16 protein-coding genes are annotated in these 13744 nt (G+C 68.9%); 12 read left to right on the top strand and 4 right to left on the bottom strand.

Features of this window, described 5'->3' with window-relative positions; all coding sequences use genetic code 11:
- Positions 1-90 precede the first annotated feature (90 nt).
- Positions 91-1476, top strand: coding sequence for a glycine--tRNA ligase (locus tag BMW26_RS15895; RefSeq protein ID WP_053098005.1), 1386 nt, complete (start codon positions 91-93; stop codon positions 1474-1476).
- A gap of 57 nt (positions 1477-1533) precedes the next feature.
- Here BMW26_RS15895 and BMW26_RS15890 read toward each other — a convergent pair whose 3' ends face one another.
- The 4 genes from BMW26_RS15890 to BMW26_RS15875 form a co-directional block, all read right to left on the bottom strand.
- Positions 1534-1959, bottom strand: a complete 426-nt coding sequence (locus tag BMW26_RS15890; RefSeq protein ID WP_072592011.1) for a DUF1801 domain-containing protein — start codon at positions 1957-1959, stop codon at positions 1534-1536.
- Positions 1956-2528 carry an HhH-GPD-type base excision DNA repair protein gene (locus BMW26_RS15885; RefSeq protein WP_056280445.1) on the bottom strand — a complete coding sequence of 191 codons (573 nt, stop codon included), beginning with the start codon at positions 2526-2528 and terminating at the stop codon, positions 1956-1958. The genes BMW26_RS15890 and BMW26_RS15885 overlap by 4 nt, the downstream gene beginning before the upstream one ends.
- A gap of 37 nt (positions 2529-2565) precedes the next feature.
- Positions 2566-2943: a hypothetical protein gene (locus tag BMW26_RS15880; protein ID WP_072592010.1), complete on the bottom strand. Its 378-nt coding sequence runs from the start codon at positions 2941-2943 to the stop codon at positions 2566-2568.
- 144 nt (positions 2944-3087) lie between these two features.
- Positions 3088-4395 (bottom strand): glutamyl-tRNA reductase, encoded by a 1308-nt coding sequence (locus tag BMW26_RS15875; RefSeq protein WP_072592009.1) that lies wholly within the window; start codon positions 4393-4395, stop codon positions 3088-3090.
- A 61-nt stretch (positions 4396-4456) separates the two neighbouring features.
- Here BMW26_RS15875 and hemE point away from each other — a divergent pair, with 61 nt between their 5' ends.
- From hemE to hemL, 11 genes are all read left to right on the top strand, one after another.
- Positions 4457-5479: a uroporphyrinogen decarboxylase gene (gene hemE / locus BMW26_RS15870; RefSeq protein WP_053098000.1), complete on the top strand. Its 1023-nt coding sequence runs from the start codon at positions 4457-4459 to the stop codon at positions 5477-5479.
- A 68-nt stretch (positions 5480-5547) separates the two neighbouring features.
- Complete coding sequence (locus BMW26_RS15865; protein WP_053097999.1) at positions 5548-5886, top strand: metalloregulator ArsR/SmtB family transcription factor; 339 nt, start codon at positions 5548-5550, stop codon at positions 5884-5886.
- 58 nt (positions 5887-5944) lie between these two features.
- Positions 5945-7507 carry a protoporphyrinogen/coproporphyrinogen oxidase gene (locus BMW26_RS15860; RefSeq protein ID WP_072592008.1) on the top strand — a complete coding sequence of 521 codons (1563 nt, stop codon included), beginning with the start codon at positions 5945-5947 and terminating at the stop codon, positions 7505-7507.
- A 153-nt stretch (positions 7508-7660) separates the two neighbouring features.
- A complete protein-coding gene (locus tag BMW26_RS15855; RefSeq protein ID WP_072592007.1) occupies positions 7661-8083 on the top strand; it encodes a hypothetical protein in 423 nt (140 codons plus the stop codon).
- Position 8084: 1 nt separating this feature from the next.
- Positions 8085-8492, top strand: a complete 408-nt coding sequence (locus BMW26_RS15850) for a phage holin family protein (RefSeq protein WP_053097996.1) — start codon at positions 8085-8087, stop codon at positions 8490-8492.
- Positions 8479-8760, top strand: coding sequence for a hypothetical protein (locus BMW26_RS15845; RefSeq protein WP_072592006.1), 282 nt, complete (start codon positions 8479-8481; stop codon positions 8758-8760). Before BMW26_RS15850 ends, BMW26_RS15845 begins: the two co-directional genes overlap by 14 nt.
- A gap of 69 nt (positions 8761-8829) precedes the next feature.
- Entirely contained in the window at positions 8830-9507 is a 678-nt protein-coding gene (hemQ, locus tag BMW26_RS15840; protein ID WP_053097994.1) for a hydrogen peroxide-dependent heme synthase, read from the top strand.
- A 7-nt stretch (positions 9508-9514) separates the two neighbouring features.
- Entirely contained in the window at positions 9515-10531 is a 1017-nt protein-coding gene (gene hemC, locus BMW26_RS15835) for a hydroxymethylbilane synthase (protein ID WP_053097993.1), read from the top strand.
- Complete coding sequence (locus tag BMW26_RS15830) at positions 10528-11319, top strand: uroporphyrinogen-III synthase (protein WP_053097992.1); 792 nt, start codon at positions 10528-10530, stop codon at positions 11317-11319. Before hemC ends, BMW26_RS15830 begins: the two co-directional genes overlap by 4 nt.
- Positions 11316-12293 carry a porphobilinogen synthase gene (gene hemB / locus BMW26_RS15825; protein WP_072592005.1) on the top strand — a complete coding sequence of 326 codons (978 nt, stop codon included), beginning with the start codon at positions 11316-11318 and terminating at the stop codon, positions 12291-12293. Before BMW26_RS15830 ends, hemB begins: the two co-directional genes overlap by 4 nt.
- Positions 12294-12404: 111 nt before the next feature.
- Positions 12405-13733 carry a glutamate-1-semialdehyde 2,1-aminomutase gene (gene hemL / locus BMW26_RS15820; RefSeq protein WP_072592004.1) on the top strand — a complete coding sequence of 443 codons (1329 nt, stop codon included), beginning with the start codon at positions 12405-12407 and terminating at the stop codon, positions 13731-13733.
- Positions 13734-13744 lie beyond the last annotated feature (11 nt).

Raw genomic sequence — 13744 nt, 5'->3', positions numbered from 1 at the left:
CCTCGCCGGGGTCCTGACGCGAAGCGGTCGCGGATAAGATTGAGGTGCCCGTGATCACGGGCTTTCCCACCGCCGACCATTGGAGCCACCGTGGCCGAACAGTCCCGTCTAGACAAGGTCATCGCCCTTGCCCGCCACCGCGGGTTCGTCTTCCAGGCGGGTGAGATCTACGGCGGTTCGCGGTCCGCGTGGGATTACGGGCCCCTCGGCACCGAGCTCAAGGAGAACATCCGCCGCCAGTGGTGGCAGACGTTCGTGCGCGGCCGCGGCGATATGGTCGGCCTCGACTCGAGCATCATCCTGCCCAAGCGCGTGTGGGAGGCGTCCGGTCACGTCGCGACCTTCACCGATCCGCTGGTCGAGTGCCTCAGCTGCCACAAGCGCTTCCGTGCCGACAACCTGATCGAGGACTTCGAGGCGCGCAAGGGCCGCAAGGCGGAGAACGGCCTCGCCGATGTGCCGTGCCCGAACTGCGGCACGAAGGGACAGTACACCGAGCCCAAGTCGTTCTCGGGTCTCGTCAAGACCTACCTGGGAGTCGTCGACGACGAGTCCGGGCTGCACTTCCTGCGCCCCGAGACGGCTCAGGGCATCTTCGTGAACTTCTCGAACGTGCTCACCGCCAGCCGCAAGAAGCCGCCGTTCGGCATCGGCCAGGTCGGCAAGGCGTTCCGCAACGAGATCACGCCCGGAAACTTCATCTTCCGCACCCGTGAGTTCGAGCAGATGGAGATCGAGTTCTTCACGCCGCCCGCAGAGGCTCAGGAGTGGTTCGACCACTGGGTCGAGGCGTGCTGGAACTGGTTCATCGATCTGGGCATCGACCCCGAGAACATGCGCCAGTTCGACGTTCCCGAAGATGACCGCGCGCACTATTCGGCCGGCACCATCGACGTCGAGTACCGCTTCGGTTTCACGGGCAAGGAGTGGGGTGAGCTCATGGGCGTCGCGAACCGCACCGATTACGACCTGTCAAGCCACAGCGAAGCCTCGGGCCAGAGCCTGACCTACTTCGACCAGGCCACCGGCGACCGTTACACGCCCTACGTGATCGAGCCCTCGTTCGGCCTCACTCGCGCCATGATGGCGTTCCTCGTGGACGCGTATCGCGAAGAAGAGGTGCCGAACGCCAAGGGCGGCACCGATGTGCGCACCGTGCTCAAGCTCGACCCGCGTCTCGCCCCTGTCAAAGCCGCCGTGTTGCCGCTGAGCCGCAACGAGCGCCTGTCGCCGCTGGCGCGCGAGGTCGCTGACACGCTGCGCAGCTCGTGGGCCGTCGACTTCGACGACGCGGGCGCGATCGGCCGTCGCTACCGCCGTCAGGACGAGATCGGCACACCGTTCTGCGTCACGATCGACTTCGACTCGCTCGACGACCGTGCGGTCACCGTGCGCGACCGCGACACGATGGCGCAGGAGCGCGTCTCGATCGACGATCTGCACGAGTACCTGGCCGAGCGTCTCAAGGGCGCCTGACGCGCGGACCACCGGAACGAGAGGCCCGCTGTCCGAGAGGACGGCGGGCCTCTCGCGTCAGCCGGTGACGGTCAGCTGCACCTGATCGGTGCCGCCCGCCTCTACCCAGGCGAGCGAGCGCTCGAGGACGCCGCGGAGCACGTCGAGGTCGATCTGTTCCAGGTCCTTGATGTAGAGGCATCCGACGCCGGTGCTGTGCGGGCCGAGGTTCTCGAGCGCGCCCGAGTGAGCATCGACGCCGTCGAACAGATAGATGGTGGTCGCCGCTTTGCGCGGGGCGAAGCCGAGCAGGCCGCTGTCGCCCTCGGTGCCGGTCGGGTACCGGTAGTGGCAACTTCCGAATCCGATGATCGTGCCCCAGGTCTGAGGGTCGCGGCCCGTGATCTCCTGCATGATCGCGGTCAGCGTCTCGGCATCCCGGCGGCGGACCGCCGGAGTGGAGCGGGCGATGAGACCTGCGACGTCATCGCCCGTGGGTTTCATGCGTTCGCCTTCGCCGCAGCTTTCATGGCCTTCTTGTGCTCTCGTACTCTGGTGAGCGATTCGGGCGAGACGATGTCGGCGACGCTGCGGTACGAACCCTCGGTGCCGTAGTCGCCGGCGGCCTCCCGCCATCCCGCGCCGGTGAAGCCGTACTGCTTGCCGAGCAGAGCAAGGAAGATCTTCGCCTTCTGTTCGCCGAAGCCGGGAAGGGCCTTGAGCCGCTTCAGGACCTCGGTGCCCGACGGATCACCGTCGGTCCAGATCGCCGAGGCGTCTCCGTCCCACTGATCGACGATCTCTTGGCACAGGGTCTGCACGCGTGCCGCCATCGAACCCGGGAACCGGTGCACGGCGGGCGTCGTCTTGAACGCCTCGAGGAACTCGTCCGGGTCCATGGCCGCGATCGTTGTGGCGTCGGACGCCCCTGTGCGCTGCTCGATCTTCAGGGGACCGGCGAAGGCCGTCTCCATCGGAACCTGCTGATCGAGCAGCATCCCGACCAGCAGGGCCAGCGGATTGTCGGTGAGCAGCGCGTCTGCGGCGGTGTCTCCGGTGATGTGAAGGGCCATGCATCCAGTCTGGCACCGACTCGCTCCGATGCCCGAGTCAGATGCGCTGGAGCTTGGGAAGGGGGCCCTCGAGACGCGCGACCGAGACTCGGACATCGGCGATATCGGCCTTGAGCTCTGTCTTGACGTCGTAGATGTCCTGCTTCAGTTCCGACCGGAGTTCGGCGATGTCGCCTTTGAGTTCGGTGCGGAGTTCGGCGATCTCGCCCTTGAGTTCGGTGCGGAGTTCGGCCATGTCGCCTTCGACCCTCGCGAACCGTTCATCGACCCTGTCGAATCGATCGTCGATCCTGTCGAACCGTACTTCGAGCCCTTTGGCCTGCTTTGCAAGCATCCGAGAGACGCCGCCGAGCACGGTGGCGGTGACGCCGAAGAGGGCGACGATGATGCCGATCAGGTTCGGATCCACGAGCATCCCCCCAGTCTGCGCCGCGTGATCGACGCTGTCAGGGGTTCGACGATATGAAGCATCGAAGTGGCCGCCGGGGCGACCGCCGTGCTTCTCCCGAGTGCTGTGGAAAGACCACCGCAGAGGGCTCCTGTGCAGAAGGAGCGCTGCTCAGGCGGTCGCGGCGCCGTCGGTATCGGACGACATCGCGGACTCGACCGGCTCGATGCCGTACAGCGTCGAGACTGCAGTTGCGAAATCGTCCGCGCGGCCGGCAGCGGCCAGCTCGTGGGCGCGGGTGGTCGGCACGTGCAGCAGCACGCCGGTCAGGTGGCGAAGGGCCTGCTCGACTCTGCCGTCCTCATCGCCGCGTGCGCGAGCGCGGCCGATCTCGGCCTCGAGCAGCGCGAACATATGCGACCGCAGGGCGACGACCGACGGCGTGACGCTCTGTCGGCTGCCGACGACGTGGAACGTGTCAGCTGCTTCGCGCACCACGGTGCGTGCGGCATCCGTCGCCTGCAGCTCTTCGAGCGGTGCGTGCAGGCTGATGGTCTCGAGGTCGAGCAGCGCGACGCCTTCGAGCGCTGCGACAGCGGGGTCGACGTTGCGCGGCATGCCCAGGTCGACGACCATCTGGCTGTGCGACGCGACGGGGCATCCCTCGGGTGCGATGCCGGTCGGCGCCTGCAGGTGCTCAGGTGTCAGCACCGGAGCGGTCGCCGTCGTGCAGGTGATCAGCAGGCTAGATCGCGAGGCGACGCGCGCGTAGTCCTCTGCGGCGACCGGGCGGATGCCGTGCTTTGCGGCGAACTTCTCGGCTCGGCCCGAGGGTGAGTACACCGAGATGTTGACGGCTCCCCGTTCGCGCAGTGTCGCGAGGGTGACGGCTGCGTAGGCACCGGTGCCGACGAGCAGCACGCGCTCCGTCGACCAGTCGGCGATGCGGCTGTCAGCGAGTTCGAGGGCGAGGCGCACGAGCGAGCGGCCGGCCCGGCCGAGGGCTGTGACGTTCTTGACCTTGCGCTGCGCCTGGCTCGCGCGCTGGAAAAGCCGCTCGAGCTCGGGCGAGGTGGTGCCCTCCTTGCGCGCGGACTTGAGGGCGCGACGCACCTGACCGGCGATCTCGCCTTCGCCGGAGACGACGGATTCGAGTCCCGATGCGACGGAGAAGAGGTGCTCCGCCACTCGACGACCGGAGTGCACCTCGTAGGCGCCGTCGAGTTCGGACGCGCGGATGCCGGTCGATGCTTCGACAGCCTCGAGCACCGCCTCGACACCGATCGCACCCGCTGCCGTGACGGGCTCGTCCATCTCGACGTAGGCCTCGAAGCGGTTGCAGGTAGCAAGAACGACCGCACCCTGCACGCAGGACGCCATGTCCACGACCGTGGAGGCGACGTCATCGGGGGTGCGGCTCAGGCGTTCGAGCAATTCGAAGGAGGCGGTCTTGTGACTCGCCGTGACAACCAGCAGCACATGACGATTCTACCTGAGGCTTCATGCAGGTCGGCCCGGCGGCGGATGGGAGGATGGTCGCATGGTCCTCTCCGACGCTCCGCTGCTGCGCGCCCTCACCGGCCCCCGCCCCGAACATGCTCCCGTGTGGTTCATGCGCCAGGCCGGCAGGTCGCTGCCCGAGTACCGCGAGCTGCGCGTCGGCACGCGCATGCTGGACGCCTGCCTGACTCCCGATCTCGCGGCCGAGATCACGCTGCAGCCCGTGCGTCGTCACGGCGTGGACGCCGCCGTGTTCTTCAGTGACATCGTCATCCCGCTGCGTCTCGCCGGGGTGGACGTCGAGATCGAGCCCGGACGCGGCCCCGTGTTCGCCGACCCCGTGCGGTCTGCCGCCGATGTCGATCGCATCACAGCGATCGACCCGCTGTCGCTCGACGGCACCGCGATCGCCGAGGCCGTCGGCATCGTCACGGCCGAGCTCGGCGACACCCCCCTGATCGGATTCGCGGGTGCTCCCTTCACTCTCGCCGCGTACCTCGTCGAAGGCGGCCCGTCGAAGGAGCACCTGCGGGCGCGGGCCATGATGCACGCCGATCCGGAGTCGTGGAACCGCCTCGCGGGCTGGCTCGCGCAGGTCTCACGCCGGTTCCTCGAGATCCAGCGGGATGCCGGAGCATCCGTCGTGCAGTTGTTCGACTCCTGGGCCGGGTCGCTGAGCACCGCCGACTATCGCGCGTACGTGGCACCGCATTCGCGTGTCGCCCTCGATGCCATCGGCGTGCCGAGCATCCACTTCGGCGTGGGCACCGGGCCCTTCCTCGCCGACATGCGCCTGGACGGCATCGCCGACGGCGTCGGTGTCGACTGGCGGATGCCGCTCGACGAGGCCGCCGCGATCCTCGGCCCCGACGTCTCGGTGCAGGGCAACATCGATCCGGCACTGCTGTCCGCTCCGTGGCCGGTGCTCGAGGCGCATGTGCGCGACGTCGTCGAGCGCGGGCGTGCCGCCAGGGGACACATCGTCAACCTCGGGCACGGCGTGCCGCCCGAGGCGGACCCCGATCAGCTCACCCGTATCGTCGAGCTGGTCCACTCGATCTGAAAGTCTCAGAGCGCTTCGCGGCCGAGCTTCACGAGGGTGCAATATAGCGTCAGTGCTAGATTGCACCCATGACAGATAGTGCGTCGGACGTCTTCGCGGCTCTGGCGCACCCGACGAGGCGCCAGATCCTGCAGGATCTGAAAGAGGGCGAGCTCGCAGCGGGTGAGATAGCCTCGCGGTTCTCGTCGAGCGGGCCGACGATCTCGCGGCACCTCGGCGTTCTCCGTCAGGCGGGTCTCGTGAGCGAGCGTCGTGATGCCAATCGCATCCTGTACTCCCTCGTCGGCGAGCGGCTGGCCCTCTCCGTAGGCGACTTCCTGTCGACCGTGTGCCCCGAGCAGATCGTGCTCCGTGAGGTGCGCAAGCGCGGCACCGGGCGGGAATCCGCGGTGCAGACCGAGGCGTGACGGGTTTGTCCGGCCGAATGCTGGAAGCCGTTTCCCCGGCGGATGGAAGGATTGACGCATGACGTCGAAGCCAGCGAACAGTGAGACGCCCCGCGCCGAACCGGCCGACCTCGCCGCGAGGGCGGCGGAGAGGCACATCGTCGTCATCGGCGGGGGCATCGGCGGCCTGATCGCTGCCCGGGAGTGCGTCAAGGTCGGCATGCGCGTCACCCTGCTCGAGGCGACGGATGCCGTCGGCGGCGCCATCCGTCGCGCTGAGCTCGACGGAGTGGTGGTGGATGCCGGCGCGGAGAGCTACGCGACGAGGGGCGGCCGTGTGCGCGCTCTGATCGAGGAGCTCGGCCTCGCCGACCGTATCGTCGCGCCCGCGGCAGGGAGCGCCTGGCTCGCTGGCATCCCCGGCATCGGCGCGGCACCGCTGCCCGTCGGCGGGATCCTCGGAATCCCCGGCAATCCGTTCCAGGAGGACGTCCGCCGCATCATCGGGTGGTCGGGCGCATGGCGTGCGTACCTGGATCGCGTTCGCCCGCCGCTGACGATCGGCCACAGTCAGAGCCTCGGCAGACTGGTGTCGTCGCGCATGGGGGCCAGGGTGCGCGATCGTCTCGTCGCCCCGGTCACGACCGGTGTGTACTCAGCCTCGCCTGACGACGTCGACGTCGACATCGCGGCCCCCGGACTCAACGCAGCCCTCACCCGCGTCGGATCGCTCTCGGGGGCGGTGCAGACGATGCGGCAGGAGAGCGCGGACAGAGCTGCGAAGGCGCGCGGAGCCGCGAGTCGCGAGGGTGCCGCGCTCGCGCCCGGCGCGGCCGTGGAAGGGCTCGACGGCGGTATGACGGTGCTGATCGAGGCGCTGGTCGCGGATATCGAGAAGCTCGGTGGCGTCGTGCACACCGGCGCGCAGGTGACGCAGCTGACGCGCACCGCCGAGGCGTGGATGGTGAAGGCTCACGCCGACGTCGCTCCCGTGGCAGACGCCGTTCTCGGCGACGCTCACGCGGAGGAGATCGAGTTCGCCGCAGATGGCGTGGTGGTCGCGACCTCCGAGGCCGCCGCGAGGCGACTTCTCGAGAAGAGCGTGCCCGCACTGGCGGAGACCGCGCCGGCGGATGCTCCGGAGATCGAGATCGTCACACTGCTGCTGGAGCCGTCGGCACTGGCGGGCGCTCCACGGGGCACCGGCGTGCTGACCGTCCCCGGCAGCCACACAGCGAAGGCGCTCACCCACTCCAGTGCGAAGTGGGACTGGGTGCGCGCCGCGGCCGGCCCCCGGCACGTCGTGCGGGTCTCGTTCGGAGCCCAGGGCGAACCCGCCGCCACCACCGCGCTCGACGACGACGCCGCGGCTCGACTGGCGCTGGGCGAAGCATCCGCTCTCCTCGGCGTGCCGCTCGCGGCGGGCGACCTCGTGGCGTCCCACCGCGCGAGGTACGTGCAGTCGCAGCCTGCATCGATCATCGGCTCCGGTGCGCGCCGAGAGGCCGCGAGGTCGGCTGTGCAGGGCGTGCACGGGCTCGCCGCCGTCGGCGCGTGGCTGGCCGGCACGGGTCTCGCCCAGGTGATCCCCGACGCGCGCGAAGAGGCGGACCGGCTTCGTCGGGCGCTGCTCTGGGACTGACGCCGTCGCACGAACCCGAAAGTCGCTCCGCTGTCAACCCTCTGCGTGACAGATGCCGAAATCGGCATACGGGGCTACGCTGGACACCTGCAGGCGGCTCCGAGTCGTCGGTTCGCCCCAGGCGTTCACACCGGAACAACGTGAGGAGACCCCATGAAGGGGAAGATCGGACTCGTCGTAGGAATCGGCGTGGGATACGTGCTCGGAACCCGCGCGGGCCGCGAGAGGTACGAGCAGATCAAGACGCAGTGGCTGAAGGTCTGGAACCTCGACCCGGTGCAGGAGCAGGTCGACAAGGTCAAGGGCTACGTCGGCGACAAGGCGGCGGCAGTGCCCGGTGCGATCTGGACCGGCGTGCAGAAGGTCGTCAAGTCTGCCGGCGGTGGCGACAAGACCGCTGGGCAGCGACTCGACTCCGCCGTGGCTGCGGGGCGCAAGGCCGCTGACGACATCGTCGACGCCACCGAGGACGCCGTCGAAGAGGTCAAGGACGCCGCGAAGAAGGACGACGCGAAGAAGCCCGCGGCCAAGAAGCCGGCAACGCCCGGCTCCACCGCCGCGAAGTCTGGCAGCTGACATGCCCCGCGGATACCGCGATCGCGCCGAGGACAGCCTGCTGTCCCTGATCGGCGATCTTCCCGAGCTCATCAGCAGCCTCGTCAAAGCCGAGATCAACGCGGCCAAGACCTGGATCTCGAAGACGGCGAAGGACGCGGGGATCGGCTCCGTCTGGTTCCTCGTCGCTCTCTTCTTCCTGTTCTGGGCCGTGCCGGTGATCCTGGTGTTCGCGATCGCCGGGCTGTCGTCGTGGTGGCCGGTCTGGCTGTCCGCCCTTGCGGTGCTCGGCATCCTGATCCTCGCCGTGCTGCTGTTCGCACTGCTCGGCATCCTGAAGTTCCGCAAGGTGCTCGCTCGTAAGAACCCCGCGCAAGCGGTGGGCGAAGACATCAGACTCGTGAAGGAAGCCGGCAATGACGAACTCTGAGATCACGAGGCCTCTGCCCAAGACGGCGGTTCCGGCGGGCATCGTCGACCCGGTCCAGTCGGCTCGGGCGGAGCTGAAGGCCGCTCTCGCGGCGATCGAGGTCAAGGGCAACTTCCCCCGGCGCATCGACACAGCGTCCAAGCGCGCCGCGGCGAAGGCGCGGGTCTTCGCCGACCGCAACCCCGCTGCCGCGATCGCGGGAGCCGTGGGCGTCGCGGTGATCGTCGGCGGTGCCGTCTGGGCGATCGCCCGCGCGCTCTCACGCTGACCGCAGGCCGAAATCCTCGCATCCTGACTCGCGTTCGCGAGTGCTTCACAAAGGGGGCAGACTGGATCCATGTCCGATGCGCGCGAAGAGAACCCGTCCGGCTTCACCCTCTGGGCAGTCTGGCGACGAAACCCCGATGTGGCGGTCACCGAGTCCGACTCCACGGAGCTCGAGACGATCGTCTCGTACATCGAGGACTCCGGCGTCACGGTCCGTGGCTTCTACGACGTCTCGGGCCTGAAGGCGGACGCCGATCTGCTCGTGTGGCTGCACGGCGACACGGCCGAAGACCTGCAGAAGGCTCTCCGCCGCCTCCGCCGCACCGAGTTGCTGCGTACCCTGCTGCCGGTCTGGAACGTCATGGGCGTGCACCGCGATGCCGAGTTCAACCGGGCTCACGTCCCGGGATTCCTTCGCGGCGTGGAGCCGAAGGACTGGCTGTGCCTGTACCCGTTCGTCCGCACGCCGGAGTGGTATCTCGCGCCCGAAGAGGAGCGCCGGAAGATGCTCGCCGATCACGGACGCAAGGGAGCGGCATTCACCGGGGTCATCGCGAACACAGTCGCCGCATTCGCCCTGGGCGACTACGAATGGATCCTGCCGCTCGAAGCCGACGAGGTCACCGAGCTGGTCGATCTCATGCGCGACCTGCGCTACACCGACGCGCGCCTGTACGTGAAGGAGGAGGTCCCGTTCTACACGGGTCGACGCCTCCGGTTCGACGAGATCGCGGACGTGCTGCAGTAGGTCGACGATGAACACTCAGAGTCAGACCCCCTCCCCGATTCGATTGGGCACCCGCCGCAGCGCGCTCGCTCAGGCGCAGTCGGGGCACGTCGCCGCCGCGCTCGAGAAGATCTCGGGGCGCCCCGTCGAGCTCGTGCCGATCACCAGCGAGGGCGACACGAATCGTGCGTCGCTGTCGGAGATCGGCGGTCAGGGCATCTTCGCGACGCGTCTGCGAGAGGCACTGCTCGCCGGCGAGTGCGACTTCCTCGTGCATTCGCTCAAAGACCTTCCCACCGCGATCCCCGACGGTCTCGTCATCGCAGCGACCCCGGTGCGTGAGGACGCGCGCGACGTCGCGATCACTCGCGGCGGCACACCGCTGCACCAGCTCCGTTCCGGCAGCAAGGTGGGCACGGGATCCCCCCGGCGCATCGCGCAGGTGCACCGGAGGGCTCCGCACGCGGAGGTCGTGGACATCCGCGGCAACGTCGATTCTCGTCTGCAGCGAGTAGCGTCCGGCGAACTGGATGCGGTGATCCTGGCTGCGGCCGGTCTGTCGCGCCTCGGCACGGACTCCCCGCTGCGCCGCGAAGAGCTGGGCCTCTCCGAATGGCCGACAGCGCCGGGGCAGGGATCGCTCGCCGTGGAGACGCGCACGGATGCCCCCGCAGAGCTGCTCGCCGCGCTCGCCGAGCTCGACGACTTCGACACGCGTCTGGCGGTGACCGTCGAGCGTGCCGTTCTCGAGGGGCTGGATGCCGGATGCCAGGCGCCGATGGCCGCACATGCGGTCGTCGAGGGCGACGAGATCCGCATCAGGACAGTCGTCTACGCCACCGACGGTGGGCGCCGTATCGGCCTCGACGTCACCGAAGCCGTGAACGGGGAGTATATTCGTCGGAACGGCAGCGGCAATGGAGCGGATGCTGCCGGTGGTGCAGACCCGATGCACGCAGCACGCGAGATCGGGTTGTCTGTCGCCCATCGGCTGCTCGAGCAAGGGGCGGCCGACCTCGTCTCCCGAGAGCATTCCTCATCATGACCAATTCGAAGCAGGACCGACCGCTGGACGGCTGGCGCATCCTCGTACCCCGCGGAGGGCCGTGGGGCGACGGTGTCGCCGCCAGTCTGCGCTCCCGTGGCGCGGTGCCCGTCGTGGCACCGCTGATCAATTTCGCCGCCACCACCGACCAGGCAGCCCTCGACGTCGCTCTCACCCGGCTCGCGGATGGAGAGTACGACTGGCTGACGGTGACGAGTGCGACGACCGTCGACGTGATGTTCGCGCACCGCGCGATCGTCCCGCGCCGCACGAAGATCGCGGCCGTCGGCGAGACGACCGCCGCCGCCCTGCAGGCGGTCGGCTACGAAGTCGCGATGGTGCCGGACGAAGACAATTCGGCAGCGGGCATGGCCGAGCAGCTCATCGCCCTCGAGACCGAGCCTCGTCGCATCCTGGCGCTGCGCAGCGAGATCGCGAAGCCCGTGCTCAGCGTCCTCCTGCAGGAGGCCGGTCACGATGTCGACAGCGTTGTGGCATATCGCACGGTCGGCGTCCCGGTCACGGAGCGCATCAAGCGTGATGTCGAGAACGGACGGATCAACGCGATCCTGATCACGAGCGGTTCGGTCGCCGAACAGGTGCGCGAGCAGTTCCCGCTGATCCCGGACGACACGCTGCTGGCGGCCATCGGTCCGCGCACCGCGAAGGATGCCGATCGGGCAGGTCTGCCGATCACCGTCGTCGCCGACCGTCAGACTGTGGACGCGCTGATCGACGCGGTGTCGAGCTACACCCTCCCGCACGCGGCGGACGAGTTGGCACCGTGAGCTTCCCCGACGTACGACTGCGCCGCCTCCGCCAGTCTGCTGCAGTCCGTGGACTGGTGCGCGAGACCTCGATCGAGCCCCGTCAGCTGGTGCTTCCACTGTTCGTTCGCGAGGGACTCACCGCGGCCGCGCCCATCGGATCGATGCCGGGGGTAGCGCAGCATTCGCTCGACTCTCTGCGGGCCGCCGCGACCGAGGCTGCCGAGGCGGGTGTCGGCGGTGTGATGCTGTTCGGCGTGCCCGCCGTGCGCGACGCTCAGGGCTCGGGCGCCGACGACCCCCAGGGGATCCTCAATGTCGCGACCGAGGCGCTGGCCGCCGAGGTGGGCGATGCACTCGTGGTGCAGACGGATCTCTGCCTCGACGAGTTCACCGATCACGGTCACTGCGGCGTTCTCGCAGCTGACGGGTCGGTCGACAACGATGCGACCCTCGAGCGGTACGCCTCCATGGCGCTCTCGCAGGCGCGCGCCGGCTCGCAGCTGCTCGGTCTGTCGGGGATGATGGACGGCCAGGTCGCGGTCATCCGCGAGGCGCTCGACTCGGACGGCTACACCGACGTGCTGCTGCTCGCGTATGCCGCCAAGTACGCGAGCGCGTTCTACGGCCCGTTCCGTGAAGCCGTCGACTCGCAGCTCACGGGCGACCGTCGTACCTATCAGCTCGACCCGGGCAATCGTCGCGAGGGTGTGCGCGAGGCCGTCGTCGACGAGGAGGAAGGCGCCGACATCGTCATGGTGAAGCCGGCGATGGCGTTCCTCGATGTGCTGCGGGAGGTGCGCGACACCGTCCACATTCCTGTGTGGGCATATCAGGTCTCCGGTGAGTACGCGATGATCGAGGCGGCCGCTGCGAACGGCTGGATCGATCGTCGTGCATCGGTCCTCGAGTCGCTGCTCTCGATCCGCCGTGCGGGTGCTGACGTCGTCCTGACCTACTGGGCGACCGAGGCCGCCCGCTGGCTGCGCGGCTGAGTCGCGCACGCCTTCGCTGAGAGCCCCGTCGATCTGAGTCCCGCCCTCAGGTCGGCGCATTAGCCTGGATGGGATGCCGGGAGAGGTCCGCGCATCGTTGAGGAGTGTGCTGTGACCGACCGCAATGACGACCTGTTCTCCGCTGCCCGCACGGTGATCCCCGGAGGGGTGAACTCGCCGGTGCGCGCGTACGGCTCGGTCGGCGGCACGCCGCGCTTCCTCGCCTCGGCGAGCGGCGCGACGGTCACGGATGCCGCAGGCAACCGCTACGTCGACCTCGTGGCATCCTGGGGGCCGGCGTTGCTCGGCCACGCGCACCCGGAGGTCGTCGCCGCCGTGCAGGAAGCGGCCACCCGAGGCCTTTCGTTCGGCGCTCCCACGGAGGGCGAAGTCGAGCTCGCTCAGTTGATCGCCGACCGCGTGCGGTTCGGGGAGGTTCGGCCGGTGGAGCGGGTGCGGCTCGTGTCGACCGGAACCGAAGCGACGATGACGGCGATCCGGCTCGCCCGCGGCGCCACCGGACGCGACCTGCTGGTGAAGTTCGCCGGGCACTATCACGGGCACTCCGACGGTCTGCTCGCTGCGGCGGGCTCCGGTGTCGCGACGCTCGCGCTTCCGGGTTCCGCAGGTGTGCCTGCGCCTATCGCGGCTCAGACGCTGGTGATCGACTACAACGATCCCGACGCTCTCGCAGCTGTGTTCGCCGAGCACGGCCCGCGCATCGCAGCGGTGATCGTCGAGGCCGCAGCGGCGAACATGGGTGTCGTTCCGCCGCTGCCGGGGTTCAACCGCCTGCTCGCCGAGACCGCTCACGCGCATGGCGCCCTGCTGATCCTCGACGAGGTGCTGACGGGCTTCCGCGTGCACCCGGCGGGCTTCTGGGGGCTCCAGGCGGCCGCCGGCGAGGACTATCTGCCCGACATCATCACCTTCGGCAAGGTCGTCGGCGGAGGGATGCCGCTGGCTGCGCTCGGAGGTCGTGCGGAGATCATGGACCTTCTCGCTCCTCTGGGACCCGTCTACCAGGCGGGCACGCTGTCGGGTAACCCGCTGTCGGTCGCCGCGGGTCTCGCGACGCTGCGCCTCGCCACGCCGGAGGTGTACGCGACCGTCGACGCGGCCGCAGCGCGAGTCTCCCGCGCCCTGGATGAGGCGCTCACGGAGGCCGGTGCGACCCACGCCGTCGCCCATGCCGGCAACCTCTTCAGCGCCTCCTTCCGCGGATCTGCACCTCGCGACTACACCGAGGCTCAGGCGCAGCAGTCGTTCCGGTACGCCCCGTTCTTCCATGCGATGCGCGAGCAGGGCGTGGCGCTCCCTCCGAGCGTGTTCGAGGCGTGGTTCCTCACCGCCGCTCACGGTGAGGAAGAGCTGCAGCGCATCGAGGCAGCTCTGCCCGTGGCTGCGCGCGCCGCAGCTGATGCCGCCGCGACTGCCTGAGCGGAGCTGAC

Origin of the sequence: Microbacterium sp. 1.5R, assembly GCF_001889265.1 — a bacterium.
Lineage (GTDB): Bacteria > Actinomycetota > Actinomycetes > Actinomycetales > Microbacteriaceae > Microbacterium.
Note: the sequence above shows the minus strand (reverse complement) of the source record. Positions and strands in the feature narration are given on the sequence as shown.